Below are 26,258 nucleotides of genomic sequence, written 5' to 3' on the forward strand. Positions count from 1 at the left end.
CAAGCAGATCGGCGCTCACAGAGGCACAGAGGCACAGAGAGGTTGCGCCACCTCTCTGTGCCTCTGTGCCTCTGTGAGCGTCAAATTGTTGGCAGTGCCTGCGGCGCAGTAGCTACGTCCCGGCTGTCCCCGTCAGCATATCGAGTTGCCGCTCGACGCTCGACAGGATGCGCTGTGTCCATTCCTCCGGCGCTGCGGGCGGGCCGTAGCCTTGGGCGCGCAGCGCGACATGGCCGTGCACCAACGCGAACAGATCGGCGGCCACGCGGCGGTCTTCCCCCGGTGGCAGCGGCAGGCGGGCGACCAGCGCGACCCAGTTGGCGTAATTGTCGAGCAGATGCGCGCGCGCCTCGCCATCGGGGGTGAAGCCCGCGCTCTCGGGCGCGAACATCAGCCGGTAATGCTGCGGCTGGCTTGTGGCGAGCGCAAGATATTCGGCAGCGGTGGCCAGAACGGCCGCACGCGGAGACGCCTCCCGCTCTCCCGCCGCCCGCGCCGCCTCGCCCAATTGCGCAAAACCCCGGCGAAACAGAGCATCGAGCAGTCCGTCTTTGCCCGCGAAGTGCCGGTAAATCCCGATAGTCGACTGCTGCGCCCGCCGCGCGACATCGCGCACCGTCAGGCCTTCGACCGCCTGTTCCTCCAGCGCATGGGCCGCCGCTTCGACCAGGAGATCCCGCTTGTGCATAACCGGCGCGCTCTTGACCTTGTCCATTGTCATGCGCCAATGATAACGGCGTTATCATCAAGGAGGCAAGCGTGGAACGGATCCAAAGGCTGTTCAGATTGCTCGAATCGGCCAACCCGCAGATTGCGGGCAGAGCCGCGCTCACGCTGTTTACCTATCCCATGGCGCCGGTCATCCGCACGGAGGCCGAACGGCGGCTGGTGCGCAAGGCGCAGGCCAAGCTGGCCGAGGCCGAGCGGGCCGATTTGCGGGTGCGCGGCTTCCGCATCGCCACGTATTTCTTCGCGCACACAGCGGCGCAGCGGCAGGGCACCGCGCTGCTCGTGCATGGCTGGACCAGCACGGCGGCCTTTATGACGGCGACGGTCGACCAGCTGCGCGCGCGCGGTTTTGATGTCGTCGCGTTCGATATGCCCGCGCATGGCAATTCCACCGGCCGCCGCGCGCTGCTGATGGATTGCGTGCTGACCATGCTGGCGGTCGCCAACCGCTACGGCCCGATAGACCGCGTGATCGCGCACAGTTTCGGCGGGCCGGTTTCCACGCTGGCGCTGGTGAGCGAGTTGAGCCCCGCGCTTTCGGAGACAACCCACCTGCTGTTCATCGCGTCCCCCAACAGGCTCGCCGATGTGACCGAGGACTTTGCCCGCGCGCTCGGCCTTTCGCCAGATGTGCAGCAGGTGTTCGAGGAACTGCTGGTGGAGCCGTTTGGCGGCGATCTGGGCGCGATGGATGCCAATGTGCTGCTGGCGGGCCTGCCCAACAGACTGACGATCATCCATTCGACCGACGATCACGAAGTGCGCTTCGATGCGGCGGAGCGGTTCGCGAAATTGGGCGGAAATGTCGCCCTGCAGCAGCTCGAAGGGCTTGGCCACCGGCGCATTCTGCACGCGCAGCCGGGTGTGGAAGCGGTGCTGGCGGCGGTTTAGGCCGTCTCTCCCCTCCCCTTGGGGAGGGGCTGGGGGTGGGGGCTCCACACCAATTTGATCCCGTACCCCCATCCCAACCCTTCCCCAAGGGGAAGGGCTTTTTGGAAGCTTGCATTCTTCCGAGCTTAGGCGCTCAATGCAGCCGACAAACGATCCCTAATTGACCGCAATTGTCGCGCAACGGCATCCATATCAGCATCAGTTTGTGCACTCACCGACGCGGCAATCGCAGAACGAGCCGGAGCCGCGCTCGCCGCTCCCTGCAACGCCTTCTTGGCGCCATTGAGCGTGTAGCCTTCGCGGTTTACCAGCCGGTCAATCCGCTCCACCAGCGCCACATCTTCGGGACGGTAGAGCCGCCGCCCGCCGCTGCGTTTCAGCGGGGCGAGCATCGGGAACTTGCTTTCCCAATAGCGCAGCACGTGCGGCTTGATGTTGAAGGCAGCCGACACCTCGCCAATGGTGCGCATCGCGCCCACAGCCTTACCGTCATGGAAGCGCGGCCCGCTGGAAGAGGCCGCCCCGCTCATCCGGCGCTGGCAATCCGCTCTTTGAGCTTCTGGCTGGCGCGGAAGGTCATAACGCGGCGCGGCGTGATCGGCACTTCAACGCCCGTCTTGGGGTTGCGGCCGATGCGTTCGCGCTTGTCGCGCAGCACAAAGCTGCCGAAGCCGGAGATTTTCACATTCTCGCCATCAGCCATCGCATCGCACATCTTGGCCATGATCGCTTCGACCATCTCGAGGCTTTCCGCACGCGAAAAACCCATCTTGCGATTGATCAGATCTGCAAGGTCAGCGCGTGTCAACGTCCCTACCGAGCGCATTGATTCCATTGCGTTTGAACTCCCTTTAACGCGACCCGAACGCCGGGGGTTATGAACAGGAGTGTTTGTAAACGCAAGCCGTCTGCCCGCATGGATTTGGGAAAAATCCTATACCCGCAGCAGGCTCGCGCCCCAGGTAAAGCCGCCGCCCATCGCTTCGAGCATGACAAGATCGCCCGGCTTGATCCGCCCGTCACGCTTGGCGACATCGAAGGCGAGCGGCACCGATGCGGCAGAGGTATTGGCGTGTTGGTCTACCGTCACCACCAGCTTGTCGCCCGACAGGCCCAGCTTTTTGGCGGTGGCATCAAGGATGCGCTGGTTGGCCTGATGTGGCACCACCCAGTCGATATCGGCGGGCACAAACCCGGCCTCATCCAGCACTTCACCCAGAACTTCGGCAAGGTTTACAACAGCATGGCGGAAGACCTCGCGGCCCTTCATGCGTAGCTTGCCGACCTCGCCCGTGGTCGACGGCCCGCCATCGACATACAGCAGATCGCCATGCTCGCCCTGCGCGTGCAGGCGGGTGGCGAGGATGCCGGGGCCGTCTTCGGCCACATCCTGCGCCTCGATCACGAAGGCCCCTGCCCCGTCCCCGAACAGCACGCAGGTGGTGCGGTCTTCCCAGTCGAGAATGCGGCTGAAGGTTTCCGCGCCGATCACAATCGCGCGTTTGGCCATGCCGGCGCGCAGCATCGCATCCGCCGTGCCAAGCGCGTAGAGAAAGCCCGAACACACTGCAGCCACGTCAAACGCCGGAAATCCCTTGCCGCCCAGCGCGTGCTGGATGCGAGTCGCGGTGGCGGGGAAGGTGTTGTCGGGCGTGGCGGTGGCGAGCACGATCAGGTCGATATCGGCAATCGTCAGTCCGGCATCGTCCAGCGCTGCCTGCGCCGCTGCGGTACCGAGCGAGCCGGTCGTCTCCCCCTCGCCCGCAAGATAGCGTTGGGTGATGCCGGTGCGTTCGCGGATCCATTCGTCGCTCGTGTCCACCCGCTCTGCCAGTGCGGCATTGCTGACGCAGTTGGCAGGCAAGGCGCTGCCGCAGCCCTTCAGAACCGAGCGGATCATTCGGCGGCTTCGCCAGTCGTGGCGGCAGCGGAAGCGGCGCCATTGCCCGTATCGCGCAAGGCATCCTCGCCCAGCTCGGCGAGATCGGCGGCGATGCGTGTGGTGATATCGTCTTCCAGCAGGCGCGCGGTCACGTGCACCGCATTGGCCACGCCCTTGGCATTGGCGCTGCCATGCGATTTCACGATTACGCCGCCAAGGCCAAGGAAAACCCCGCCATTGTGGTTGTTGGGATCGAGATGGTGGCGCAGCAATTCGGTCGCCGGGCGGCTGACCAGAAAGCCCACTTTCGAGCGGAACGAGCTGGTGAAGGCGGTTTTGAGCAAATCGGTGACGAAGCGCGCCGACCCCTCGATCGCTTTGAGCGCGATATTGCCCGAAAACCCGTCGGTCACCACCACATCGACTTCGCCGCGATTGATCTTGTCGGCTTCGATAAAGCCGTCAAACTGCATGGCGAGGCCCGTCGCATCGCGCAGCCGCTGGCTCGCGACACGCAGGTTCTCGGTGCCCTTGATGCTTTCGGTGCCGATATTGAGCAGGCGGACGCGCGGGGCGGGTTTGCCCGTCACAATGCGCGAATAGGCCGCGCCCATAATCGCAAATTGGATGAGGTTGCGCGCATCGCAATCGGTGTTGGCGCCCAGATCGAGCATCACCACGTCATTATCGCCGAGCGTGGGCATCAGGCCGGCAAGCGCAGGGCGGTCAATCCCCGGCATGGTGCGCAGGGAAAGCTTGCTCATCGCCATCAGCGCGCCGGTATTGCCTGCGCTGACCGCAGCCGCCGCCTCGCCTTCCTTCACCGCATTGATGGCAAGGCCCATGCTGGTGGTCTTGGCGCGGCGAATAGCGCGGCTGGGCTTTTCATCGCCCGCCACAACCTCGTCACAATGCAGGATTTCGCTGGCAGCGGCCATGCCGGGATGCTCGTCGAGCACCGGCTTGATCTGCGCCTCGTCACCCACCAGTAGGAAGCGGAAGGAATCATGCTGGCGGCGGGCAAGGGCCGCGCCGCTGACCATGACGCGCACACCTTCATCACCGCCCATCGCATCAATCGCGATACGCGGTAGGCTCATGCGCTCAATCCTTTTCCAGACCGGAAGGGTCTTAGAGACCCTTGGGTTCGATAACCTGACGGCCGTTATAGTGGCCACAGGCATTGCACAGCATGTGCGGGCGCTTCAGCTCGCCGCAGTTCGAACATTCGTGGAAGGCTTCGACCTTCAGCGAATCATGCGACCGGCGGTTGCCCCGGCGATGCGGCGATACTTTTCTTTTAGGGACAGCCATAGCGGCACCTGTTCCAATACATCTGTTCGTTTCGGATGCCGCCCTAGGCGATGCCCAGCCAACGCGCAAGCGCGGCTGATGCGTCCCTTTGGATGCGGCGAAGGCGCGCGCTATACCGAAGTTTTGCAACTATGCAAGCACTGCCCTCACACCTATGACAACCCAATTGGATATTGCCGACGGGGGTTGCAATGGGAAATCTGGATGCGCTTGATCTGCACATTACACTGCTGAGCGCGGGGCTGGCCGCGTTCATCAATATCTGGCTGGCGATCCGCTGCGGCAGAGCGCGGATGAAGGGCAAGGTCGCGCATGGCGATGGCGGCGACGCGATGCTGGGCCGCGCCATGCGCGCGCACGCCAATTTCACCGAATATACCCCGCTGTTCCTGATCCTGATCTTCGCGCTGGAGATCACCGGCCATTCGGGCTGGCTGCTGGGCGTTGCCGCAGGCCTGTTCCTCGCCGGACGGATCTTCCACGGCATCGGCATGGACGCGGAAATCCCCGGCTTTGCGCGAACGGTGGGCGTGCTGTGCACGATCCCGATCCTGCTCGCCCTAGGCGTGGCAGCAGTGTTGGCAGGCGTGCGGGTGATCTAAACCCCTACTGCCTACTGCCTACTGCCTACTGCCTACTGCCTCCCCATCACCGCATCACCCACAAACGGGTTGCTCGCCCGCTCTCGCCCGAAAGTGCTGGTCGGGCCATGGCCCGGCACGAAGGTGATATCATCGCCCAGCGGCCAAAGCTTTTGCGTGATCGCGTCGAGCAGGCTCTGGTGGTCGCTCATCGGGAAGTCGGTGCGGCCAATGCTGCCTTGGAACAGCACATCGCCTACCCAGGCGAAGTTCTGGCCCTTGTGCACGAAGACCACGTGTCCGGGCGTGTGGCCGGGGCAGTGGATGACTTCCAATGTCACCTCGCCAAAGCTCACCGTGTCGCCATCTTCCAGCCATCGCGTCGGCTCAAACACTTCGCAGCGCATGCCGAAACGCGGCCCGTCTTCATCGAGACGGCTGATCCAGAAGCGGTCTGCCTCATGCGGGCCTTCAATCGGCAGGCCCAGCTCCTTCGCCAGCATCCCCGCTTGCCCGCAATGATCAGCGTGACCGTGGGTGAGGAGAATTTTTTCCAGCGTCACCCCCGCCTTGGCGACGCCCGCCTTCAGCTTTTCGAGATCACCGCCCGGATCGACCAAGACACCGCGCATCGTTTTCGTGCACCAGACCAGCGAGCAATTCTGCTGGAACGGCGTGACGGGGAGAATGGCAGCCCTGATCGGACTGGCTATGGGGGATGCGGTTGTCATCGGGCGTAGGTGGCTTGGCGGCGCGCGTCATGCAAGGGGGCATTGCCGCGCCTGCTATGGCGTCGCGATCCGGTTGATCGCGAAAATCTGCACCGGGCCCGTCGTCTCGCACGCATCGTCAAGGCAGGTTGCGGTAAACCACATTTCGCCACTACCGATCATCCCGCCCTCGCTCGGCGCGAAGACGTCGTCCGGATCCTGCGCCATGATCGCTGCACGCAGCGGTGTATCGAACAGCCAGTCGAACCGCGCCGCGATGTCTTCGCGGCTTTCGATATAGGTGGTCTGCACCGGGCCATCGGAGGTTTCGTTCACCCGCAAGGGCAGGCGGATCATGCCGATCACCGCATCTTGCTCGCCCGCTGCCAGCGCCGATTGCAGCGCGCGGACGAAGTCGCTGTATTCACCGTTCGTGGTTGGCGTGCCGTATGCCGGCGGGGGAACTTTCTGCGCAGCGACAGGGACGGGCAGAAGCACGGCAGCAGCGGCGATGATCGGGGCGATAGCTTTCATCCTGCGAGAAATATCACACAAGCGCGCCCTCCCCAACAGGCTTCGGGCATTCTCACGCGCGGCTTGGTGATGACGCGCGCCCGCCTTGCGCCTACAATCGCCTAATGGAGCCGCTCACCTATCGATATGCCACCGAAGCCGACCTGCCCTTCCTCGATCGGCTGGCGGACGAGGACGGTATTGGCGCGGCGCGCGACAATCTGCGCCCCGACCACGCGGAGCAGGCGCTGGAAGGCCTGCGCGCCATCAACACCGACCCGAACCACGCGCTCTACATCGTCGAGCAGCACGGCGAACCCGTCGGCAGTTTCCAACTGAGCTTCCTCCCCGGCGTCTCCCGCCGCGGCGCATGGCGCGGGCAGATCGAAAGCGTGCGCGTGTTGGCAGACTGGCGCGGCGAAGGCATTGGCGAGGCGATGATGCGCTGGGCGGTCGAGCGCTGCAAAGAGCGCGGCTGCGGCATCGTCCAGCTAACGAGCGACCGCCAGCGCGGCGGCGCACACCGGTTTTATGAGCGATTGGGGTTTGTGCCCACGCACACCGGCTTCAAGCTGACGCTTGGCTAAACCCGCCCGCTTTTCCAAACCACGCGGCCGATGATCTGCAAATCCTCTGCCGCAACCTGGATCGGCGGGTAGGAGAGGTTCTGGCTCAGCAGGCTGAAGCGCCCTGCCCCTTGGCTGGCGACGCGCTTGACCAGCAGGCTGTCATCCAGCCGCACCACATGGACGCCGTCGCGGAAGGGCTGGTCGCGGCGGTCAACCAGCACTTCGTCGCCTTCGCGCAGCAGTGGCTCCATCGAATCGCCGACAACGCGGATGGCGGAGAGCCGCGCGCCGTCCAGCCCCTGTTCCTTCAGCCAGCGTTTGGAGAAGCGGAAGGCATCGAAGGGTATCTCCTGCGCCGCCGCCGCGCCGGGGCCGGCGGAGGCATCGATATCGAGCCGCGGCACATCAATCCACTCGCCGCCCCGCTGCTTGTCATAGGATTTATCCTGCGGCCCGCCGAGCGATGATTCGTCCAGGCCGAGAAACGCCGCGAGCATCCGGCGGTCTTCCTCTTCCAGCTTTCGCGGGCTGCCTTTGGTGATATATTGCTGCAAATACGTATTGTTACGCCCGATCATGCGCGACAGGGCGGCAAGGCTGGTGCCCTTTTCGCGTGCTGCCTCTGCCAGAATTTCCCGCGCGCCCATGCTGTTTCCTACCCGTGGTGAATAAAACCTTCCTACACGATGTATTTTTCCTAGACAAGTAGGATTTGGCGATTATCCCCTTCGGACAAGTATCCACAGGAGCGCAATCCGCGACTCCCGAATCTCGAAAGGCAGTGATATGACGGGTGGATGGGGATTTTTTCTAAGCTCCCGTGGTGGAGCGCATTTCCGTTGTCTGGTGGTTTTGCCTTGATGAGCGCTTTTGCTCCCGACGCTTTTCCCGACTGGGTTAGGGTGGCTCTATTCTGGCTGGGTGTTGCTATGGCCGCTGTAGGGGTGTGCGCCGCCTTGTGGCACTATCGGCCCCGCCACTTTTTAGCGGATCATGTGCTTTGGCGTTTTGGCAAGTCCAAGCCAACTGCGAGCACTTCCGCCAGTAGAAAGGTAGAGGTTTTGCCGCGCTCCCGATTTGACGAATCTAAGCAAAGCCAGTTTAGCTACCCATATCCGAAGGCGGTGCTGAAACTACGCATCCAAAACCCGCGTGGCACTCGCAGAGGAAAAGAAGATGGCACGCCCGTCGCAATGGCGCTGTCGGCGCAACTTCAAAACGATCACAGGAGCGTCTTGCTCAATTGTTCTGCAATTCTAGCGGGAATTGAAGGTTACAGCGGCAAAGACGAATTGCTGGGGAAGGCATTCAAGTTGCCCAAGGGTGGGCACGTTTCTCATATGACCACCAACGTTTGCCAATTTACGATGGTTAAAAGAGATATGAGTGATGAAGTATCACCTGAACCATTTCTCTTATGCCTTGAAGGCGAAATGATACCTCTTGAAGAGGATAGCACATACGTTTTGGCCATCGAACTTCGATCTGAATACAAGTTCCCCACTTTGGCCAAGGTTCAGATTGATACTGAAAAGGGTTTGAATGCAGAGGCGCGTCTACTTGGGCACGAGGTTTTAACGGAAGGTATTGGGGATGCATGATGACACCAAATTCGACCGCCTCCTAAAGGCGATGGCGGGGCCTAACGCTGAAATCCCAGCATCATCTCGGAAAGCATCGTCTGCGGGCGCTGGCGGCGATTGTGACGAAACTCAAACTCGCCCAGATACTTCGGAAGATGCTTCGGGCTGACGTGGATATGTGTCCCGTTGATCGAACGCTTTAGCTGCGCCCAGAACCCTTCAAGCCCGTTCACGGTCACGCCCTCTTTGGAGACGTATTCCTTAGCCTTGTGCTTGACCTTGCGGTGCTCATAGCCGTTGAAGGTGACTAGCGGGCTGTAGCCGTTCATTTCGTCGGTGTGGACTTCGGTATTCGGGAGAACGTGCTGCGTGATCTGGGGGATAACGGTATCCCAGCGACGGTTGGGAACAACGCAGGTGACTACATCGCCGCCGCGCTGGCGCATTCCCAGAACAACCGTTTTGCCCTTGCCGCCAAAGCCACCCTTTTCATAGCCGCCGAGAAACGTCTCGTCGATTTCGACAATCTGTCCTTCGCCGCCAATCGGCTCGTCACCGTCGAGCATCGCCATGTATTTGCGGACTTCGTGACACATCCGCCAAGCGGTTTTGTAGGTCACGCCAATCTGGCGCTCGACTTCTTTTGCGGCAACGCCGTTACGCTTCGTGCAGAACAGGAACATGACAAAAAACCAGTCGCGCAGGCTGGTGCGCGTCCGGTGGAAAGGCGTTCCGGCGGTGGGGTAAACTTGATGCCCGCAATACTCGCAAGCGTAGGAGCGGCGAGCCTTCACACGGTAGAAATGGGCAGACTTGCCGCAACCATCGCATTCGTGGCGGTCGCCATAACGAACGCGCATAAGGTGATCGAGACAGCTTTCTTCCGTGGGGAAGCGGTCTTGAAACTGGCGAAGGGTGGGGCCTTTGTTGCTCATGCTCATTATGTAGCATAAAGCCTTACTTGTCGCAAGGGGATAATCGCCTAGGATTTCGCGCGCTGTTTTACATCCATCGAGTCGCCGCCGAGTCGCTCGCACCATCGGTTCACAGCATCTGAAGGGGATTCACGCCGTGCTTATCCGCAAGATCGAGGTTTTCCTGCGCCACACACGAATGCCACCAACCAAATTCGGTCGCCTCGCCACCAGCGATCCGCGCTTCGTGCTCGATCTGCGCAACGGCCGCTCACCCCGCGCTGCCACGGAAAGACGGGTGGAACATTTCATGAACACATATATGGAGACTCCGGATGTATTTTGAGAACAAGCCTGCTCCCACTCCCGCCCGACCGGGCCGCAAGGGCGTGCGCGAAAGGCTGGCCGGGGTGCTGCTGGCGCTCGCAGGGGGGCATGGCCGCATTACCGCGCATTCGGAAAAAGCCTGGGCCAGCATCACCTTCGCCGGAGCGCGGCACCGCGTCGAGCTGGTGTTCGAGGGCACAGAGGCGGTGGAAGCGGGCGAGTGCTTTATCGCTTTCCTGCCCGAACACGAATTCGCGATCCCCGGCCAGCTGGTCGCCGATGCGGCGGTGGTGGAGGTGGCGTCAGTGGTCGACCCCGCGCGGCTGACGGTGGTGTGCGAGTTGTTGCTGTTGGAGGATGGTTAGCTCATCAGGCTCGCCATGCCATCCAAGCCACCACAATCAAGATTGGCAGACCAACGAGATCCACGAGAGCGATTGTGCGATATGCCTCCGGCGATTCATGAATGACGTACAGAACAAGGAAACTTACCATGCTGATGGCAGTCACAATCACGGCCAGTCGCCTTACTTCCGGCATAAAAGCAGCGACCAGACAGGCACTGAAGACCGCAGCGAAAAGCGCAGCACGGTGTTGCATCAACATGAAAAGAGGGTCGCTCCCCGCAATGCCGTAAAGCTCTGTCAGGGTCGCGGGCCGGAATAACGCAAAGGCAGGCGCAAGATGGATGAGCGCAAGAACGAGCCAAAGAATACGTTGCAGCATGAAACCAATTATTCACATCCGCATCGAAACGCAAGTTACCCCAGCTTCCACTCCCAGCCGAGCGGGTCGCCATCCATTACCTCGACTCCTCTCGCCGCCAGCTCGTCACGGATGGCATCGGAGGTGGCGAAGTCCTTCGTCGCACGCGCTTCCTTGCGGCGGTCTAGTGCGTCATCGATTTCGGCCTCGGTGATGGTTGCGGCTTTGGGACGGATGCGGAGATCGGCGCGGGTCAGGTTGAGGAGGTTCAGGCCGAGGACGGAGTCCATCTCTCGCACCATCTCGAGAACGGTGGCATGACCAATTTGCGCGTCCAATGTCCCTTCGAGAAGCGTCAGAGCCACGCTCGTATTCAAATCATCTGCAACCGCCTCGCCGAAACGCATCAAGCGCGACTCAACCGCTGCGGCAACATCAAGCTGAGCAGGAAGTGCTTTGGTGTTAACACGCTCCACCGCCATCACCATCCGCTTCAACCGCACCAGCGCCGCGTCCAGGCCCTCCCACGAGAACTCCAGCTCGCTGCGGTAATGCGCTTGCAAGCACATCATCCGATACGCCAGCGGGTGGTAGCCCTTGTCGATCAGCAATTGTAGGCGGAGGAACTCGCCGCTCGACTTCGACATTTTGCCCGAGCGTTCGACGAGGAAGTTGTTGTGCATCCAGATTTTCGCGCCCGAATTGGTCGCCTCAGACAACCCGCCACAGCTGCAAAAGGCCTGGTTCTGCGCGATTTCGTTCGGGTGGTGGATTTCGCGGTGATCGATCCCGCCGGTGTGGATATCGAACGGAAAGCCGAGCAATTTGCCGCCCATCACGCTGCATTCGAGGTGCCAGCCGGGCGCGCCCTTGCCCCAGGGCGAATCCCATTCCATCTGCCGCGTCTCGCCCGGCGGAGTTTTGCGCCAGATCGCGAAGTCGGCTGGATTTCGCTTATCTTTCACAGGATCGATGCGCATATGCGCTTCAGCATCCTCTGCGAGCTGATCTTGCTCGTGGCGGCCGGCAAGCCGCCCGTAATCCTCCACCGTCGACACATCGAAATAGAGGCCGCTGTCGAGCTCGTAGCAGTGCTTCTCCGCAATGCTCTCCGCAAAGGCGATCATGTCGTCGATGTAATCGGTGGCGACCGACCAATGCGCGGGCTGGCGGATATTGAGCGCCTTAACGTCCGCCCAATAGGCCTCGGTGTAATGCTTGGCGATGTCCCAGATCGACTGCGCTTTCTCCGCCGCCATCTTCTCCATCTTGTCCTCGCCCGCATCGCCATCATCGGTCAGGTGCCCGACATCGGTGATGTTGATGACATGGTTGAGTTTGTAGCCCTTCCAGCTGAGCGTCCGCCCGAGAATGTCTGCAAAAACATAGGCGCGCATATTGCCGATATGCGGATAATTGTAGACCGTCGGCCCGCACGAATAGACCCGTGCCTCGCCTGCATGGACGGGGACGAACGGCTCGATCTGCCGGGTGAGCGAGTTGAAGAGTTTGAGGTCGGTCATTGCGGAAACGCGCTTAGAGCGGGGAGCGGTGGCGGGCAACTATTCTCCTCCCACCGTCATTGCGAGGAGCCGAAGGCGACGCGGCAATCCAGTTACAACGTTTGGATGCACGAACTAGCGTCTGAACTGGATTGCTTCGCTACACTCGCAATGACGAGGTTATTCGCGTGGTTCATCCGGATCATTCAGCCGGAATCCCGTCAGCTTCCAGCCGATGCCGTCGCGGGCGAAAATCAGGTCGGGCCCGGTCGAGCCGTCCTCGAAAGTCCCCTCGGCGGTAAAATGGTCGAGCCCGTCGCGCTGCACATCCCAGCTCAGCTCCTGCCCGCGCAGCCTCTCGGGCAGCAGACCCGCCGCAAGCCCGCCGACCATCACGACATTGCCCATCGCATCGGGGGTGAGCATCCGCTCGGTCATTTCCGGCCCGACGCGCTGGAGGATCTCGCCGCCGATCCGGCCCATAACACCACCCTCCGCCTGCTGCCGCCGCGCCGCCTCGGTAATCTGCTCCGCCGCCGAAGCGCGCAGCGCGGGAAAGTCCACCTGCTCCTCCAGCGCGGCAGTGTCTCCCGCCTGCGCCGCATCCGCGAGCGACTTCATGGCGAGCCATGGCGAGGCGATATACCAGCCGCCGAATAGGAGGGCGACGAGGAGGATGAGGGCGAGGAGTTTTTTCATTCTTCGGGAAACGTCCTGACAACTTCGATTGTGCCGACAATGGCCGCGTTGAACGCGTCGATATCCTCGGCGGGAATCCAGTATTCCTCGTGATCGCGGCCACCAGCAAGCTGCGGCTCATACTGGTCGAGATAGTCCTTGCGCACATCGAACCGTGTCACATAGCCGGAGCCGCTGGCGGGGACATTCCAGTCGCGAGCGATTTTCGCCGCGTATTCCTCGGTCGTCACCGGATAGAAGATCGGCTGTTCGGGCAAGCGGGGAGGCCAGGCTTTCCAGCCGGATTCTTCGACGAGCTTGAGTTCTTTAGGGCCGGTGGGACGCCAGAGGGTTACGGTTTCAACCAAAATACTCTTCCTTCCCTCGTCACCGCCGCGAAGGCGGGGGACTAGCTTACTGCAATTGCTGGCGATTCACACGAAAAAGCTGGATTCCCGCCTGCGCGGGAATGACGAAACGGGGGCTTGGCGACACACCCATCACTCCGCCTCGAACAAATCCGCCAGTTGCTCGATAATCGTCCCGCCGAGCTGTTCCGCGTCCATAATCGTCACCGCGCGCTTGTAGTAGCGGGTCACGTCGTGCCCGATGCCGATCGCCACCAGTTGCACGGGCGACTTCGTTTCGATCCATTCGATCACCTTGCGCAGGTGCCCTTCGAGGTAGCCCGCCGAATTCACGCTCAGCGTGCTGTCATCCACCGGTGCGCCGTCGGAAATTACCATCAGGATGCGGCGGTCTTCGGGGCGGGTGAGCAAGCGTTCGTGCGCCCAGAGCAGCGCCTCGCCGTCGATATTCTCCTTCAGCAGCCCTTCGCGCATCATCAGGCCGAGATTGCGGCGCGCGCGGCGCATCGGTTCGTCGGCCTTTTTGTAGATGATATGGCGCAAATCATTGAGGCGGCCGGGATTGGGCGGACGCCCGTCCTTCAGCCATTGCTCGCGCCCCTGCCCGCCTTTCCATGCGCGGGTGGTGAAGCCGAGAATCTCCACTTTCACCCCGCAGCGTTCCAGCGTGCGGGCGAGAATGTCCGCGCTGATCGCGGCGATGCTGATCGGGCGCCCGCGCATAGAACCGGAATTGTCGATCAGCAGGGTGACGACGGTGTCCTTGAAGTCCTGCTCCTGCTCCACCTTGTAGCTGAGCGAGTGGCCGGGGCTGACGATCACGCGGGCGAGCCGCGCGGCATCGATCAGGCCTTCTTCCTGGTCAAAATCCCAACTGCGGTTCTGCTGCGCCATCAGGCGGCGCTGGAGCCGGTTGGCAAGCCGTGTCACCACCGATTGCAGCCCGGCAAGCTGGCTGTCGAGATAGGCGCGCAGCCGCGTCAGCTCCTCCGCATCGCACAGGTCGCTGGCTTCAACCACTTCGTCAAATTCGGTGGTGAAGGCCTTGTATTCGAAGCCTTCAGGCAAATCCTGCCACGGCGCGTTGCGGCGTTGGGGGAGCATGAACTCCTCGCCATCATCGCCCGGATCGCCTTCGGCAAGGTTCTCGTCCCCGGTCGCTTCGTCCTGCTCCTCGCCTTCGCCTTCCTCGCCATCGGCACCTTCGGCGCGGACTTCGGGCTGGTCTGCGCCCGCATCCTCGCCCTGATCGTCCTCTTCGGGGCCGTCATCCTCGCCCTGGTCTTCATCCGAGTCTTGGTCGAGATCCATGCCGTCCTCAGGCTCGGCCTCGGTCTGGATCATGTCGAGATGGCGCAGCATATCGAGGCCAAGCCGCTGGAAGGCAGACTGGTCTTCAAGCAACTCGCCCAGCCGCTCGAAATCATCGCCTGTGCGGCTCTCGATATGCTCGCGCACCAGATCGACCCCTGCCCGCGCCGCCTCTGGCACCGGCTGGCCGGTCAGCTGCTCGCGCAGCATCAGGCCAAGCGCGGTGTGCAGCGGGACGTCAGCGAAAGTCTGCGCGCGGGCAATGTCGCTCCCCGCCACGCGCCGTTCCTGCACCGATGCAAGGTTGTCGCGCATTCCGGCAAAGTTCCGCTCGCCAATCGCTTCGAACCGGGCACGCTCGATCGCGTCGTAGCAGGCGCGGGCATCGGGATCGGCGGGGCGCTGCGCCATATGCAGCTTGGGATTATGATGCCGCAGCTTGAGCGCAAAGGCGTCGGCGAACCCCCGCGCCTCACGCGCGGCAGCAGCCGGAATATCGCGCGGCGGCATCGGTACGCGCACGGTGCGGCCCTGTTCGGAGGCGCTGTCGGCAGTGAAGCCCAGCTCCACCTCCGCATCGCGCGCGATTGCCCGGGTTGCGCCAGTCAGCGCCTGTTTGAAACGGTCAAGGGGAGATTCGTCAGCCATAATTGCAGCGCCGGACATACTGGCAAAGCGCAGGGGAACAAGGGGGGCCTTTCGGCGTCCTATCACTTTATGTGTAACATCATCTCATAGGATTACCCATGCGCTTGCCATTTGGTTTTGCCATTCTGTCTCTCGCTGCTGCCCCAGCGTCTGTTCAGGCACAGGAGCTGGACGAGGATTTCGAGCTTTGGCTCAACCCCTCGGTCGAATATTCGATCGACGATGACACCGCGATCGAGCTGGAAACAGCACAACGTCTGCGCGCTTTGGACCGGGGCCGTGTCGACACCTATTTCTTTCGCGGCTGGGTGAAGCAGGATGTGGCCGACGGGCTGACGTTGGCGGGCGCGGTCGAACAGCGGTTCAACGATGGCGGACGCGACGAAGTGCGCACGATCCAGCAGCTTTCGGCCAGCAGCGGCATCTTGCGCGGTCGCTTGCGCGCCGAACAGCGGTTTGTCGAAGGCAATGACGGCCGCATGGGCCTGCGCTTGCGCCCGCGTGCGGGGATTGCGCTTCCGCTCGGCGAGGACGGACGCTGGAGTGCAGAAGCGAATGCCGAATTGTTCTGGACGCTACGCGGTACCAGCCCAACCAGCGACACCGGGATCACCGGCCTGCGCACCCAGATCGGCGTCGGCTACGAAGTCAGCGACAATCTGGAACTGAGCCTCGCCTATCTGCGGCAGCAGGACTTCGACGATAACGGCCCCGACACGGTAGGCCATGCGCCGCTCATCGGGATTGAATTTTCGTTCTGAGGCGAGCCTGATCCAGGCGCCGCCTAGTCGTCGTTCAGCAAGCCGTTGAGCAATTCGGCGGCGCGGCGCTCCTGCTCGGGGCTGCTGCCTACACTTGCCGAACATCGGATACCGTCGGGTGTCCGCTCGCAATTGGGCGGCAGTTCGGGCTCTTCCTCTGCAACGGTGATGCGCTGATCCACCGGGCGGGCGCTGGCGAGCGTGCGGTATTGCGCCTGCTCGGCCTCTTCGCACGCGCTCACCCGGCGAATGATGACCTGCCCGTTCTCGCCCAATTCGGGGCCAACGGGCTGGTTGGCCTCAGCCGCCGCCCGCGCCGACTCGCAGGAAAATTCCGCAGGCGCGTCAGCCGGTTCATCCGCCGCTGCAGGTTCTGCGCGAATGGTGTCGGCAAGGCTAAAGCTGTTCAGTTCGCTCAAATCGGGGGTCGCGGTCGGATCGCCCGCCTGCGCAAAGGCCATCGCCGGGACTGCTAACAATCCGGTTGCCATTAAAAGCTCGATACCAATGCGCATGGAAACCCCCTTTTTCCTAGCGAGTAGCTACAAATTACGCGCACCCAGCACGCCGATCAAGAGCGGATCGTTGGTGGCGCGCGGATTGGCGCGGATCGCGGCTTCTTCCACCCCCATTTCGCGCCAGATCGCATTGTCGATGCGGGTCGCCATGTTCTGCGAGATGCCGCCCACATCAACGCCGGTCGTGCTCGCCAGCAGATCGCGTACGACCGGTTCGTTGGCGATGCGGATTGCAGTGCCGACTTCTGGCACGATCAGTTCCACCAGCGTCATCCCCATTTCGCCGCGCAGAAACTCCATCGCCGCGGTCGGCCCGCCATTGACGATGGCAAGCGCGTTGTTGATGCCGATGCCACGCACCGTTTCAAGCACGATAGGTGCCGCGATTTCCGAGCCTTCGAGGGCAATGGCCGCGAAGACATCTTCCAGCCGGTTGCGAAACGCGGTGGATGTGAGGAAATTCGCAACCGCATTGCCGCGCACGCCAAGGAAGCTGTTGAGGCCAATCGCGGCGACCTGCTCGTCCCAATAGCCGCCCGGTTGCAACATCCGGTCGAACGCGCGCTGGCTGGAAAGCTCCAGCAACCGCCGCACCGCTTCGGTCAGGCTAAGCCCGCCCATGCTTTCGCAGCCGGGCAGCACAAGCAGCGCGCCGGTGGCTCCTGCGCCCGCCAGAAAGCGGCGGCGATTGGCGGTGGTGGCAGTGAATTCGGTCATAATTTGCGTCCTCTTCTTGCCGCGGGCTTAGCACGGCGACCATATAGGTGCGATGGCAATATCTCGCGTCAGGCTACTGGTGATGAACGCCGCGTTGGGCCCGCTCGATTACCGCGTGCCCGATGGCATGGCGGTGCAGCATGGCAGCGTGGTGGTCGCGCCATTGGGGCCGCGGCAGGTGACGGGAATCGTATGGGAGGAGGACAGGCTCCCCGCGCAATCGGTGCCCGAGGCCAAACTGCGGCCCTTGCTGGCAGTGCTCGACGTGCCGCCAATCCGGGCGGAGCTGCGGCGGCTGATCGAATGGACGGCGGACTATTACATCGCCTCGCTGGCTTCGGTCGCGCGCATGGTGATCGCCAGCGGCGGCGCTTTGCGTGGGCCTGCCATGATGACCGAATACCGGCTGAGCGGCGGATTGCCCGAACGCCTCACCCCGCAGCGGCAGGCGGCGCTAGAGGCCTTGGAAGGCGAGCAAGCCACGATCCGCGAACTTGCGGGCATTGCGGGCGTTTCCGAGGGCCTACTGCGCGGGCTGGTGAATCAGGGCGTGCTCGAACCGGTCGAAGTCGATGTCGACCGCCCCTACCCGCGCGCTTCGGCAGGACACGCCATGGTCGATCTTAACACCGATCAGCAGCGCGTTGCAGCGCGGCTGGTGGAGGCGGTGCGGGAGGCCAAGTTCGCGCCCTTCCTGCTCGACGGCGTGACCGGATCGGGCAAGACTGAAACCTATTTCGAGGCTCTGGCAGAGGCGCTCAAGGCCAACCGCCAGACACTCGTCCTTCTGCCCGAAATCGCCTTGACCGAAGCCTTCCTCTCGCGTTTCGAGAGCCGTTTTGGCGCGGCGCCGATCGTCTGGCATTCCTCGCTCAAAAGCACCGAACGCCGCCGCGCGTGGCGCGCCATTGCCAGCGGCGAGGCGCAGGTGGTGGTCGGCGCGCGCTCGGCGCTGTTCCTGCCCTACGCCAATCTCGGCCTGATCGTGGTCGATGAAGCGCACGAGATCAGCTTCAAGCAGGAAGATGGCGTGCGCTACAATGCTCGCGATGTGGCGGTGATGCGCGCGCATTTTGAAGGGCTGCCGGTGGTGCTCGCCAGCGCCACGCCCGCGCTCGAAAGCCTGCATATGGCCGATAGCGGGATCTACGAGAAGCTCGTCCTGCCCAGCCGCTATGGCGGGGCAGAGCTGCCCGTTATCAAGCTCATCAACCTGATCGAGGAACAGCCGGGGCGCGGCGCGTGGATCGCTGCGCCTTTGCGCACCGCGCTCGAAGACCGGCTGGCGAAGGGCGAGCAATCGCTGCTCTTCCTCAACCGGCGGGGTTATGCGCCGCTGACGCTGTGCCGCAATTGCGGGCATCGCTACCAATGCCCCAATTGCAGCGCATGGCTGGTCGAGCATCGCCTCAGCAAACGCCTCGCCTGCCACCATTGCGGCCACGAGACCGCGCCGCCCGAAAAATGCGCCGAGTGCGGGGAGCCCGATTGCCTTGTCGCCTGCGGCCCGGGCGTGGAGCGGATTGCCGATGAAGTCGCCGAAATCCTCCCCGAAGCGCGGGTGGCGGTGGTGACGTCGGACACGCTGGGTTCGCCCGAAAAGGCTGCGGAGTTTGTTGCCATGGCGGAGGCGAAGGCGATTGACGTGATCGTCGGCACGCAGCTCGTCACCAAGGGCTTCCACTTCCCCGAACTCACGCTGGTGGGCGTGATCGATGCTGATCTGGGGCTCGAAGGCGGGGATTTGCGCGCGGCGGAGCGCACTTACCAGCAAGTCGCACAGGTCGCCGGACGCGCCGGTCGCGGCTCCAAACCCGGCGAAGTGATGATCCAGACGCGGCATCCCGAAGCGCCGGTGATCGCGGCGCTGGAAGCGGGCGACCGCGATGCTTTTTACGAGGCGGAAACCGAATCCCGCCGCCATGCAGGCGCGCCGCCTTTCGGTCGCTGGGCGGCGATTGTCGTCTCTGCGGAGGATGACCGCGAGGCCCGCGAGGCCGCCAACCGCATCGGCGACACCCGCCCGCATCTGGACGACGTCATGATCCTCGGCCCCGCGCCCGCGCCGTTGGCGCTACTCAGGAACCGCTACCGCTACCGCCTGCTGCTCAACGCAAAGCGCACCGCGAACTTGCAGGCGGTGATCCGCGACTGGCTGGCAAAGGTGCAACACCCGCCGGGCGTGCGCGTTGGCGTGGATATTGATCCGTATAGTTTCGTTTGAGGCGAATAGCCCTTCCCCTTGGGGAAGGGTTGGGATGGGGGTACGGCGTCAAATTGGCGTGGAACCCCCACCCCCAGCCCCTCCCCAAGGGGAGGGGAGTTAAGCAAAGTTTCCAAAGAAACCACATTTTCCCTAGCAATATAACAATTCCGTTATATGCTTATGTAGCTATGCAAATCGAACCCGCCTTCCGTGCTCTTGCCGATGCGTCGCGTCTTCGCGTGATGCGGCTGGTGGCGCAGATGGAATTGAGCGTCGGCGAGATTGCGCAGGTGCTTGGCCAGAGCCAGCCGCGCGTTTCGCAGCACGTTACGAAGCTGGTTGATGCGGGACTTGTCGAGCGACGCAAGGAAGGCAATTCGGTGTTCCTGCGCGAAGCCGCGCCTTGCCCGCTGGGCGATGCACTGGCCCGCTTGCTCGCCATTGCCGAACGCGAAGATGCCGCTTTCGCTGCGCAATCCGCCACCGACCGCGCCCGCCTCGCCGCGATCCGGCAGGCGCGCGAGGATGAGGCCGACCGCTATTTCGCTCACCATGCCGACGAGTGGGACACTTTGCGCGAAATCCACGGCCCCGAGAAGCCAAGCGAGGAGGCGCTGCTTGCCGTGCTCGCCGATCAACCGCTCGGCCGTTTGCTCGATATCGGCACCGGCACCGGACGGATCACCGAACTGCTCGCCCCACACGCCGAGCATATCGTCGCGCTCGACAAGAGCCTCGATATGCTGCGCGTCGCCCGCGCCCGTTTACAGGCGCTGGTGCCCGACAGGGTGGAATTGCAGCAGGGCGACTTCACCGATTTGCCCTTCCCCGCTGCGAGTTTCGACACCGTGCTGCTGCACCAGGTCCTGCATTTCGCGCAAGACCCGGCGCTGGCTTTGCGCGAGGCGGCGCGCGTCACCCGCCCCGGCGGACGCATTGCAGTGGTCGATCTGGCGCGGCACGAGCTGGACGATCTGCGCATCCGCCACGCCCATGCGCGACTGGGCTTTGCCGACGCGGGCATGGCGAAACTGCTAACCGAAGCGGGCTTTGCGCCTGCTACTCCCGTTTCCGTCCCCGGACGTGAATTGACTGTCAAAATCTGGTCGGCCACGCGGCTGGCGCATCCCTCTCCCGCACCAACACAAAGAGAAGTAGCCTTATGAGCTCTGCCCCTCCCCTCGCGCCGTTCCCCGGCGCGCTGACGCTCGACGAAGCGCAGGAAAAGCGCCGCTCGCGCGAAACCCCGCTGTTCAGCGGCCTGCCGGGCGATATTGACATCAGTTTCGAATTCTTCCCGCCGAAAACCGCGGCGATGGAGGAAAAGCTGTGGGAAGCGGTGCAGGAACTCGCCCCGCTCGCGCCCGAATTTGTCAGCGTCACCTATGGCGCAGGCGGCTCCACCCGCGAACGCACGCACAATACGGTGGCGCGGCTGATCAAAGAAGCGGGCATTCCCGCCGCCGCGCACCTCACCTGTGTGGATGCGAGCAAAGCGGAAACGCAGGCGATTGCGGAGGCTTATTGGGAGGCAGGCGTGCGCCACATCGTCGCGCTGCGCGGCGATGCGGGCGAACCGGGCGCGCCGTTCGTGCCGCACCCCGAAGGCTATCGCAACGCCGCCGAATTGGTCGCGGGCTTGAAGGAAGTGGCCGATTTCGAGATTTCGGTCGCTGCTTATCCCGAAACGCACCCGGATGCCGATTGTCCGCAATCCGACCTCGACAATCTGAAGCGCAAGATTGACGCAGGCGCGACGCGCGGGATTACGCAATTCTTCTTCTCCGCAGAGAAATTCTTTGATTTCGAGGACAGCTGCAAAGCCGCAGGGATCGATGCGCCGATGGTGCCGGGCATTCTGCCGGTGACCAATGTGGCGCAGGCGCGCAAGTTTGCCGGGCAATGCGGCGCAGTCATTCCGGAATGGATGGACGGCCTCTTCGAAGGCCTCGACGAACGCCCCGCCGCGCGCCAGTTGGTCGCCGCCACGGTCGCCGCCGAATTGTGCCGTCGCCTTTATGCTGGCGGGGTTCGCCAGTTCCACTTCTACACCTTGAACCGCGCCGACCTTGCCTATGCGATCTGCCATATGCTCGGACGACGCCCCATGGAGGCAGCACGATGAGCCGCCGCGAAGACCTGAAAGCGCAAGCCGCAGAGCGCATCCTCATTTTTGACGGGGCCTTCGGCACGCAAATCCAGAACCGCAAGCTGACCGAGGCTGATTATGCCGGCGATCTGGGGCTGAACGCCGACCAGAAGGGCAACAATGATATCCTCGCGCTCACCCGCCCCGATGTGATTGCGGATATCACCCGCGCCTATCTGGATGCAGGATCGGATGTGATTTCCACCAACACCTTCTCCGCAAACCGCATCAGCCAGGCCGACTATGCGGCGGAAGATCTGGTGCGCGATATCAATATCGCCTCTGCCCGCATCGCCCGCGAACTGGCGGATGAATACGCGGCGAAAGATGGCCGTCCGCGCTTTGTGGCGGGAGCCATCGGGCCGACCAACAAAACGCTCTCGCTCAGCCCCGATGTGGAAGACCCCGGCTATCGTGAGATCGATTTCGATTACCTCACCGGCGTCTACCGCGAACAGGCCGAGGCTTTGGTGGAAGGCGGCGCGGATTTCATCCTGATCGAAACGATTTTCGATACGCTGAACGCCAAGGCCGGGATTATGGCGGTGCGGCAATTGTCGCACGCCCTAGGCCGCCCAAATGACGATGGGGTGCCGATTATGCTGTCCATGACGCTCACCGATCTGTCGGGCCGCAATTTGTCGGGACACACGGTGGAAGCCTTCTGGAACGCGGTGCGCCATGCCAATCCCGTCACCATCGGGCTAAATTGCAGCTTCGGCGCAGAGCAGCTTCGCCCGCATGTGCAGGTGCTGTCCGCCATCGCCGATACGCTGCTGCTGATCTATCCCAATGCGGGCCTGCCCAACGAGCTCGGCGAATATGACGAGCAGCCTGAGACGACCGCCAGCCTGGTGGGCGACTGGGCGGATCATGGCCGCGTGAACATCCTTGGCGGATGCTGCGGTTCTTCCCCTGCGCATATCGCCGCGATGGCGAAGCGCGTGGCGGGCGTGGCTCCGCGCGAAGTGCCCAAAGGTGACAACACGATGCGGCTCGCAGGGCTGGAGCCCTTTGTGATCGCTGCCTAATCCCCCTCCTGCTTTCGGGAGGGCTTGTGATGCGCGCCGCTCCCTTTACAGGCCCTCCCCCGACCCCTCCCGCAAGCGGGAGGGGAGAAGGACTACCAATGGCCCAGAATTCCTCCGCCCGCCCAAGTTCGGCAAACTTCGTCAATATCGGCGAGCGCACCAATGTCACCGGCTCCGCCGCGTTCAAGAAGCTCATCATGGCGGGGGATTATCCCGCTGCGGTCGAAGTCGCGCGGCAGCAGGTCGAGAACGGCGCGCAGATCATCGATGTGAACATGGATGAAGGCCTGCTCGACGCGGTGGAAGCGATGACGACCTTCCTCAAACTGATCGCGGCAGAACCCGATATCGCCCGTGTTCCGGTGATGATCGACAGTTCGAAGTTCCATGTCATCGAGGCCGGGCTGAAATGTGTTTCGGGCAAGCCCATCGTCAATTCGATTTCGATGAAGGAAGGCGAGGAACAGTTCCTCGAACAAGCGCGCGTCTGCCGCGATTACGGCGCGGCAGTAGTGGTGATGGCGTTTGACGAAGTGGGTCAGGCCGACACCAAGGAGCGCAAAATCGAAATCTGCGGGCGCGCCTATGATCTGCTGGTGGCCGAGGGCTTTCCGCCCGAGGATATCATTTTCGATCCCAACATCTTCGCCGTCGCCACCGGCATTGCCGAGCATGACCGCTACGGCCTCGACTTCATCGAAGCGGTGGCGGAAATCAAAGCGCGCTGTCCCTATGCCAAAACCAGCGGCGGGCTTTCCAACCTCTCTTTCAGCTTCCGCGGCAATGAAACGGTGCGCCGCGCGATGCATTCGGTGTTCCTCTACCACGCGATCCCGGCGGGGCTCGACATGGCGATCGTCAATGCGGGCCAGCTCGACGTGTATGACGCGATCGACCCGACTTTGCGCGAATTGTGCGAGGATGTGATCCTCGCCCGCCGCGCCGATGCGGCAGAGCGGCTGGTGGATCTGGCGGAAAGCTATCGCGGCACGACCGAAACCGAAGCGAAGGCAGCGCAGGAGTGGCGCTCGCTCCCCGTCACCAAGCGGCTGGAACACGCGCTGGTGAAGGGCATCGACGCACATATTGTCGAGGATACCGAGGAAGCGCGGCAAGCGGCGGGCCGTCCTATCGAAGTCATCGAAGGCCCGCTGATGGACGGGATGAACGTGGTCGGCGACCTGTTCGGCAGCGGCAAGATGTTCCTGCCGCAGGTCGTCAAATCCGCCCGCGTGATGAAAAAGGCCGTCGCCCACCTCATCCCCTTTATCGAAGCCGAGAAAGACCTGCTGCCCGAGGAAGAACGCAAATCCAAGGGCAAGATCATCATGGCGACCGTGAAGGGCGATGTGCACGATATCGGCAAGAATATCGTGGGTGTCGTGCTGCAATGTAACGGCTATGACGTGATCGACCTGGGCGTGATGGTGCCGTGGTCCAAAATCCTCGAAACTGCCAAAGCCGAGAAGGTCGATATTATCGGGCTCTCCGGCCTTATAACCCCCTCGCTCGATGAAATGGTGACAGTGGCAGAGGAAATGGAACGGGCGGGCATGACCATTCCGCTGCTGATCGGCGGCGCGACCACCAGCAAGGTGCATACCGCGCTCAAAATCGATCCGAAATATCCCGGCCCCGTCATCCACGTGCTCGACGCCAGCCGCGCGGTCGGTGTCGCCTCGAAGCTGCTCTCGGACACGCAGAAAGACGATTATGTCGGCGAAGTGGCCGGCGAATACGAGAAAGTGCGCCTCGCCCGCGAAGGCAAGACGCCGAGCGTGCTGCTTACCCTCGAAGAAGCGCGGGCAAATTATTACGACGCCTATCTCTCGGACAAGCCCGCACCACCCGCCAAGCCGGGTGTCCATGTGTTCGACGCGTGGGACTTGGCAGACCTGCGCGACTGCATCGACTGGACGCCCTTCTTCCGCGCGTGGGAACTGCACGGCACCTATCCCAAAATTCTGGAAGACGAAGTGGTCGGTGAAACCGCCACGCAGCTGTTCGCCGATGCCAATGCCATGCTCGACCAGATCATCGGCGAGAAATGGCTGACGGCGAAGGGCGTTGCAGGCCTCTGGCCCTGCGCGCGCGATGGCGATGATGTCACCATCCACCGCGTGCGGCGCGAAGAGCACGTCGTGCTGCCGTTCCTGCGCCAGCAAGTGCGCAAGTCGCGCGACCGCGCGAATATGTGCCTTGCCGACTTTATCGATCCGGCGGGCGACTGGATCGGCGGATTTGCCGTCGGCATCCACGGGATCGAACCGCATTCGCAGCGTTTTCTGGCGGATAAGGACGATTATTCGGACATTCTGCTGAAAGCGCTGGCCGACCGTTTTGCCGAGGCCTTTGCCGAGCGGCTGCACCAGCACGTGCGCACCGATCTGTGGGGCTACGCACCGAACGAGAACCTCACCAACGCGCAGCTTATCAAGGAAGAATATCGCGGCATCCGCCCGGCGCCGGGCTATCCGGCCTGCCCCGATCATTCGCTTAAACCCATCCTGTTCGACTTGCTCGATGCCGAAGCCAATACCGGCCTGACACTGACCGAGAATTTCGCGATGCTGCCGACTTCGGCCGTAAGCGGGTTCTATTTCGGCCACCCCGAAGCGGAGTATTTCGGTGTTGCCCGCATCGGGCGCGACCAGCTGGAAGATTACGCGGCGCGGCGCGGGGTCGATATGGAGACAGCTGAACGGTGGCTTCGCCCCAATCTCGATTGAGCCAGCCTCCCCCCGGAAGGCTTGTGCTGGTCGGCGCGCTAGTGTTGGCGGGCGCGTGGGCAGCGCTTTGGGCCGTGGTGCCCTACAGCCCTGCTCTGCTAGTACAGCTGTGGTTCCTGCCCTTTGTCGGCGTGCTCGGCGCGATTATCGCCAACACTTCGGGAACCGGCGGCGGCGTGGTTTTCGTGCCCGTTTTCAATGCCCTGCGCGAATGGGGTGTGATGGATTTGCAACCGCTGCAAGTGGTTGGTGTCTCCATGGCGATCCAGTGTTTCGGCATGACGATGGGTGCACTGCGCTGGACAGACCGGCTGCTGCACCAGCCCGCACCGGAACCGGGCCATGCGCGCGTTGGCGTGCGCGATTTCTTCACCGCCGCCTTTGCCGTTCTTGCCTTGTCGCTGCCCGCCATGCTGCTGACGCAACGCTTCGCCACGCTGGACCAGAATGCGGTGCTGATGGGTTACAAGGCGTTCTCCATCGTGCTCGGCTGCGCGCTGATTGCAACGACATGGACCGTGAACCGCCACAAGCCCGAGAAGGCCAGGCTCGAACGGTTCGACCTGATCGTTCTGCTGCTGATCGCCATTCCGGGCGGCATTCTGACTGCAATGTTCTCGGTCGGGATCGGGGAGCTGGTCGCGCTTTACCTCTTTATCCGGCATTATCCGGTGCTGCTCTGCACCGGCGCAGCGTGTCTGATTTCCTCGATCAGTATGCTGAGCGGGGTGATCTGGCATATCGAGAATGCGACGCTGCAATGGGAAGTTGTGCTGCTCGCCGGGCCCGCCGCAGCGCTAGGCGGCTTCCTCGCGCGGCCCATTGCCCTGTGGCTGGGTGCGCGGCGCCTCAAAACACTCGATGGCGGGTGGATAGTCCTCTCGGCAATCTACCTGCTCTGGCTCAATCGCGGGTAAATACC

General features: G+C 62.6%; 30 protein-coding genes. 13 read left to right on the plus strand and 17 right to left on the minus strand.

The window, feature by feature from the left end; all coding sequences use genetic code 11:
• Positions 1-112: 112 nt before the first annotated feature.
• Positions 113-721 (minus strand): TetR/AcrR family transcriptional regulator, encoded by a 609-nt coding sequence (locus tag GC121_RS13850; RefSeq protein ID WP_151975253.1) that lies wholly within the window; start codon positions 719-721, stop codon positions 113-115.
• Between the two features lie 38 nt (positions 722-759).
• Between GC121_RS13850 and GC121_RS13855 the strand changes: the two genes are divergently transcribed.
• Complete coding sequence (locus GC121_RS13855) at positions 760-1,620, plus strand: alpha/beta hydrolase (protein WP_151975255.1); 861 nt, start codon at positions 760-762, stop codon at positions 1,618-1,620.
• A 125-nt stretch (positions 1,621-1,745) separates the two neighbouring features.
• Here GC121_RS13855 and GC121_RS13860 read toward each other — a convergent pair whose 3' ends face one another.
• The 5 genes from GC121_RS13860 to rpmF form a co-directional block, all read right to left on the minus strand.
• The gene (locus GC121_RS13860) at positions 1,746-2,150 is read right to left on the minus strand and encodes a MerR family transcriptional regulator (RefSeq protein WP_151975257.1); all 405 of its coding nucleotides are present in this window, start codon (positions 2,148-2,150) and stop codon (positions 1,746-1,748) included.
• Positions 2,147-2,446, minus strand: a complete 300-nt coding sequence (locus GC121_RS13865) for an integration host factor subunit alpha (protein WP_234421337.1) — start codon at positions 2,444-2,446, stop codon at positions 2,147-2,149. Before GC121_RS13865 ends, GC121_RS13860 begins: the two co-directional genes overlap by 4 nt.
• Before the next feature lie 108 nt (positions 2,447-2,554).
• Entirely contained in the window at positions 2,555-3,520 is a 966-nt protein-coding gene (locus GC121_RS13870) for a beta-ketoacyl-ACP synthase III (RefSeq protein WP_151975259.1), read from the minus strand.
• Positions 3,517-4,602: a phosphate acyltransferase PlsX gene (gene plsX / locus GC121_RS13875; protein ID WP_151975261.1), complete on the minus strand. Its 1,086-nt coding sequence runs from the start codon at positions 4,600-4,602 to the stop codon at positions 3,517-3,519. Before plsX ends, GC121_RS13870 begins: the two co-directional genes overlap by 4 nt.
• Positions 4,603-4,633: 31 nt before the next feature.
• Entirely contained in the window at positions 4,634-4,816 is a 183-nt protein-coding gene (gene rpmF, locus GC121_RS13880; RefSeq protein WP_082126465.1) for a 50S ribosomal protein L32, read from the minus strand.
• A 191-nt stretch (positions 4,817-5,007) separates the two neighbouring features.
• Here rpmF and GC121_RS13885 point away from each other — a divergent pair, with 191 nt between their 5' ends.
• Positions 5,008-5,418: an MAPEG family protein gene (locus tag GC121_RS13885; protein ID WP_151975263.1), complete on the plus strand. Its 411-nt coding sequence runs from the start codon at positions 5,008-5,010 to the stop codon at positions 5,416-5,418.
• Between the two features lie 32 nt (positions 5,419-5,450).
• On the opposite strand, the gene GC121_RS13890 is transcribed toward GC121_RS13885, so the two are convergent.
• Together GC121_RS13890 and GC121_RS13895 are read right to left on the minus strand one after the other, a co-directional pair.
• Positions 5,451-6,128, minus strand: coding sequence for an MBL fold metallo-hydrolase (locus tag GC121_RS13890; RefSeq protein WP_305038612.1), 678 nt, complete (start codon positions 6,126-6,128; stop codon positions 5,451-5,453).
• Between the two features lie 54 nt (positions 6,129-6,182).
• Positions 6,183-6,641 (minus strand): hypothetical protein, encoded by a 459-nt coding sequence (locus GC121_RS13895; protein WP_151975265.1) that lies wholly within the window; start codon positions 6,639-6,641, stop codon positions 6,183-6,185.
• A 104-nt stretch (positions 6,642-6,745) separates the two neighbouring features.
• On the opposite strand from GC121_RS13895, the gene GC121_RS13900 reads away from it, so the two are divergent.
• Positions 6,746-7,207 carry a GNAT family N-acetyltransferase gene (locus GC121_RS13900; protein ID WP_151975267.1) on the plus strand — a complete coding sequence of 154 codons (462 nt, stop codon included), beginning with the start codon at positions 6,746-6,748 and terminating at the stop codon, positions 7,205-7,207.
• On the opposite strand, the gene GC121_RS13905 is transcribed toward GC121_RS13900, so the two are convergent.
• On the minus strand, positions 7,204-7,836 hold the full coding sequence (locus GC121_RS13905; protein ID WP_151975269.1) for a LexA family transcriptional regulator: 633 nt from the start codon (positions 7,834-7,836) through the stop codon (positions 7,204-7,206). The genes GC121_RS13900 and GC121_RS13905 overlap by 4 nt on opposite strands.
• Positions 7,837-8,049: 213 nt before the next feature.
• Between GC121_RS13905 and GC121_RS13910 the strand changes: the two genes are divergently transcribed.
• Positions 8,050-8,790: a hypothetical protein gene (locus GC121_RS13910; protein WP_151975271.1), complete on the plus strand. Its 741-nt coding sequence runs from the start codon at positions 8,050-8,052 to the stop codon at positions 8,788-8,790.
• A 41-nt stretch (positions 8,791-8,831) separates the two neighbouring features.
• Here the strand turns inward: GC121_RS13910 and GC121_RS13915 are convergent, their stop codons facing one another.
• Positions 8,832-9,707: an IS1595 family transposase gene (locus tag GC121_RS13915; protein WP_151975273.1), complete on the minus strand. Its 876-nt coding sequence runs from the start codon at positions 9,705-9,707 to the stop codon at positions 8,832-8,834.
• Positions 9,708-9,843: 136 nt separating this feature from the next.
• Here GC121_RS13915 and GC121_RS13920 point away from each other — a divergent pair, with 136 nt between their 5' ends.
• Complete coding sequence (locus tag GC121_RS13920; protein WP_151975275.1) at positions 9,844-10,032, plus strand: hypothetical protein; 189 nt, start codon at positions 9,844-9,846, stop codon at positions 10,030-10,032.
• Positions 10,022-10,378 (plus strand): hypothetical protein, encoded by a 357-nt coding sequence (locus tag GC121_RS13925; protein WP_234421275.1) that lies wholly within the window; start codon positions 10,022-10,024, stop codon positions 10,376-10,378. The genes GC121_RS13920 and GC121_RS13925 overlap by 11 nt, the downstream gene beginning before the upstream one ends.
• 4 nt (positions 10,379-10,382) lie before the next feature.
• On the opposite strand, the gene GC121_RS13930 is transcribed toward GC121_RS13925, so the two are convergent.
• From GC121_RS13930 to cobT, 5 genes are all read right to left on the minus strand, one after another.
• Positions 10,383-10,739: a hypothetical protein gene (locus GC121_RS13930; protein ID WP_151975277.1), complete on the minus strand. Its 357-nt coding sequence runs from the start codon at positions 10,737-10,739 to the stop codon at positions 10,383-10,385.
• 35 nt (positions 10,740-10,774) lie between these two features.
• Positions 10,775-12,241, minus strand: a complete 1,467-nt coding sequence (gene cysS / locus GC121_RS13935) for a cysteine--tRNA ligase (RefSeq protein WP_151975279.1) — start codon at positions 12,239-12,241, stop codon at positions 10,775-10,777.
• 159 nt (positions 12,242-12,400) lie between these two features.
• Positions 12,401-12,919 (minus strand): DUF2939 domain-containing protein, encoded by a 519-nt coding sequence (locus GC121_RS13940; RefSeq protein ID WP_151975281.1) that lies wholly within the window; start codon positions 12,917-12,919, stop codon positions 12,401-12,403.
• Positions 12,916-13,266, minus strand: a complete 351-nt coding sequence (locus GC121_RS13945; protein ID WP_234421276.1) for a hypothetical protein — start codon at positions 13,264-13,266, stop codon at positions 12,916-12,918. Before GC121_RS13945 ends, GC121_RS13940 begins: the two co-directional genes overlap by 4 nt.
• A 132-nt stretch (positions 13,267-13,398) precedes the next feature.
• Positions 13,399-15,225: a cobaltochelatase subunit CobT gene (gene cobT / locus GC121_RS13950; protein WP_151975285.1), complete on the minus strand. Its 1,827-nt coding sequence runs from the start codon at positions 15,223-15,225 to the stop codon at positions 13,399-13,401.
• A gap of 98 nt (positions 15,226-15,323) precedes the next feature.
• Here cobT and GC121_RS13955 point away from each other — a divergent pair, with 98 nt between their 5' ends.
• Entirely contained in the window at positions 15,324-15,986 is a 663-nt protein-coding gene (locus GC121_RS13955) for a DUF2490 domain-containing protein (RefSeq protein WP_151975287.1), read from the plus strand.
• 23 nt (positions 15,987-16,009) lie between these two features.
• On the opposite strand, the gene GC121_RS13960 is transcribed toward GC121_RS13955, so the two are convergent.
• Together GC121_RS13960 and GC121_RS13965 are read right to left on the minus strand one after the other, a co-directional pair.
• The gene (locus tag GC121_RS13960; RefSeq protein ID WP_151975289.1) at positions 16,010-16,501 is read right to left on the minus strand and encodes a hypothetical protein; all 492 of its coding nucleotides are present in this window, start codon (positions 16,499-16,501) and stop codon (positions 16,010-16,012) included.
• Positions 16,502-16,528: 27 nt separating this feature from the next.
• On the minus strand, positions 16,529-17,221 hold the full coding sequence (locus GC121_RS13965) for a DUF4197 domain-containing protein (RefSeq protein WP_151975291.1): 693 nt from the start codon (positions 17,219-17,221) through the stop codon (positions 16,529-16,531).
• A 58-nt stretch (positions 17,222-17,279) separates the two neighbouring features.
• Between GC121_RS13965 and GC121_RS13970 the strand changes: the two genes are divergently transcribed.
• The 6 genes from GC121_RS13970 (at position 17,280) to GC121_RS13995 (ending at position 26,253) form a co-directional block, all read left to right on the plus strand.
• Complete coding sequence (locus GC121_RS13970; RefSeq protein ID WP_151975755.1) at positions 17,280-19,445, plus strand: primosomal protein N'; 2,166 nt, start codon at positions 17,280-17,282, stop codon at positions 19,443-19,445.
• A gap of 170 nt (positions 19,446-19,615) precedes the next feature.
• Positions 19,616-20,593, plus strand: coding sequence for a metalloregulator ArsR/SmtB family transcription factor (locus GC121_RS13975; protein ID WP_151975293.1), 978 nt, complete (start codon positions 19,616-19,618; stop codon positions 20,591-20,593).
• Positions 20,590-21,552, plus strand: coding sequence for a methylenetetrahydrofolate reductase [NAD(P)H] (gene metF / locus GC121_RS13980; protein WP_151975294.1), 963 nt, complete (start codon positions 20,590-20,592; stop codon positions 21,550-21,552). The genes GC121_RS13975 and metF overlap by 4 nt, the downstream gene beginning before the upstream one ends.
• Entirely contained in the window at positions 21,549-22,607 is a 1,059-nt protein-coding gene (locus tag GC121_RS13985; RefSeq protein WP_151975295.1) for a homocysteine S-methyltransferase family protein, read from the plus strand. Before metF ends, GC121_RS13985 begins: the two co-directional genes overlap by 4 nt.
• 98 nt (positions 22,608-22,705) lie before the next feature.
• A complete protein-coding gene (gene metH, locus GC121_RS13990) occupies positions 22,706-25,336 on the plus strand; it encodes a methionine synthase (protein WP_151975296.1) in 2,631 nt (876 codons plus the stop codon).
• Positions 25,333-26,253, plus strand: coding sequence for a sulfite exporter TauE/SafE family protein (locus GC121_RS13995; protein ID WP_199857880.1), 921 nt, complete (start codon positions 25,333-25,335; stop codon positions 26,251-26,253). The genes metH and GC121_RS13995 overlap by 4 nt, the downstream gene beginning before the upstream one ends.
• Positions 26,254-26,258 lie beyond the last annotated feature (5 nt).

Origin of the sequence: Erythrobacter sp. EC-HK427 (assembly GCF_902498745.1) — a bacterium.
GTDB lineage: Bacteria > Pseudomonadota > Alphaproteobacteria > Sphingomonadales > Sphingomonadaceae > Alteraurantiacibacter.

Excerpts from the sequence above, each read along its gene's own strand:
- GC121_RS13850 (WP_151975253.1), bottom strand. The coding sequence starts at position 721 with ATGACAATGGACAAGGTCAAGAGCGCGCCGGTTATGCACAAGCGGGAT.
- GC121_RS13860 (WP_151975257.1), bottom strand. The coding sequence starts at position 2,150 with ATGAGCGGGGCGGCCTCTTCCAGCGGGCCGCGCTTCCATGACGGTAAG.
- GC121_RS13865 (WP_234421337.1), bottom strand. The coding sequence starts at position 2,446 with ATGCGCTCGGTAGGGACGTTGACACGCGCTGACCTTGCAGATCTGATC.
- GC121_RS13870 (WP_151975259.1), bottom strand. The coding sequence starts at position 3,520 with ATGATCCGCTCGGTTCTGAAGGGCTGCGGCAGCGCCTTGCCTGCCAAC.
- plsX (WP_151975261.1), bottom strand. The coding sequence starts at position 4,602 with ATGAGCCTACCGCGTATCGCGATTGATGCGATGGGCGGTGATGAAGGT.
- rpmF (WP_082126465.1), bottom strand. The coding sequence starts at position 4,816 with ATGGCTGTCCCTAAAAGAAAAGTATCGCCGCATCGCCGGGGCAACCGC.
- GC121_RS13885 (WP_151975263.1), top strand. The coding sequence starts at position 5,008 with ATGGGAAATCTGGATGCGCTTGATCTGCACATTACACTGCTGAGCGCG.
- GC121_RS13890 (WP_305038612.1), bottom strand. The coding sequence starts at position 6,128 with ATGACAACCGCATCCCCCATAGCCAGTCCGATCAGGGCTGCCATTCTC.
- GC121_RS13895 (WP_151975265.1), bottom strand. The coding sequence starts at position 6,641 with ATGAAAGCTATCGCCCCGATCATCGCCGCTGCTGCCGTGCTTCTGCCC.
- GC121_RS13900 (WP_151975267.1), top strand. The coding sequence starts at position 6,746 with ATGGAGCCGCTCACCTATCGATATGCCACCGAAGCCGACCTGCCCTTC.
- GC121_RS13905 (WP_151975269.1), bottom strand. The coding sequence starts at position 7,836 with ATGGGCGCGCGGGAAATTCTGGCAGAGGCAGCACGCGAAAAGGGCACC.
- GC121_RS13910 (WP_151975271.1), top strand. The coding sequence starts at position 8,050 with ATGAGCGCTTTTGCTCCCGACGCTTTTCCCGACTGGGTTAGGGTGGCT.
- GC121_RS13915 (WP_151975273.1), bottom strand. The coding sequence starts at position 9,707 with ATGAGCAACAAAGGCCCCACCCTTCGCCAGTTTCAAGACCGCTTCCCC.
- GC121_RS13925 (WP_234421275.1), top strand. The coding sequence starts at position 10,022 with ATGTATTTTGAGAACAAGCCTGCTCCCACTCCCGCCCGACCGGGCCGC.
- GC121_RS13930 (WP_151975277.1), bottom strand. The coding sequence starts at position 10,739 with ATGCTGCAACGTATTCTTTGGCTCGTTCTTGCGCTCATCCATCTTGCG.
- cysS (WP_151975279.1), bottom strand. The coding sequence starts at position 12,241 with ATGACCGACCTCAAACTCTTCAACTCGCTCACCCGGCAGATCGAGCCG.
- GC121_RS13940 (WP_151975281.1), bottom strand. The coding sequence starts at position 12,919 with ATGAAAAAACTCCTCGCCCTCATCCTCCTCGTCGCCCTCCTATTCGGC.
- cobT (WP_151975285.1), bottom strand. The coding sequence starts at position 15,225 with ATGGCTGACGAATCTCCCCTTGACCGTTTCAAACAGGCGCTGACTGGC.
- GC121_RS13955 (WP_151975287.1), top strand. The coding sequence starts at position 15,324 with ATGCGCTTGCCATTTGGTTTTGCCATTCTGTCTCTCGCTGCTGCCCCA.
- GC121_RS13960 (WP_151975289.1), bottom strand. The coding sequence starts at position 16,501 with ATGCGCATTGGTATCGAGCTTTTAATGGCAACCGGATTGTTAGCAGTC.
- GC121_RS13965 (WP_151975291.1), bottom strand. The coding sequence starts at position 17,221 with ATGACCGAATTCACTGCCACCACCGCCAATCGCCGCCGCTTTCTGGCG.
- GC121_RS13975 (WP_151975293.1), top strand. The coding sequence starts at position 19,616 with ATGCAAATCGAACCCGCCTTCCGTGCTCTTGCCGATGCGTCGCGTCTT.
- metF (WP_151975294.1), top strand. The coding sequence starts at position 20,590 with ATGAGCTCTGCCCCTCCCCTCGCGCCGTTCCCCGGCGCGCTGACGCTC.
- GC121_RS13985 (WP_151975295.1), top strand. The coding sequence starts at position 21,549 with ATGAGCCGCCGCGAAGACCTGAAAGCGCAAGCCGCAGAGCGCATCCTC.
- metH (WP_151975296.1), top strand. The coding sequence starts at position 22,706 with ATGGCCCAGAATTCCTCCGCCCGCCCAAGTTCGGCAAACTTCGTCAAT.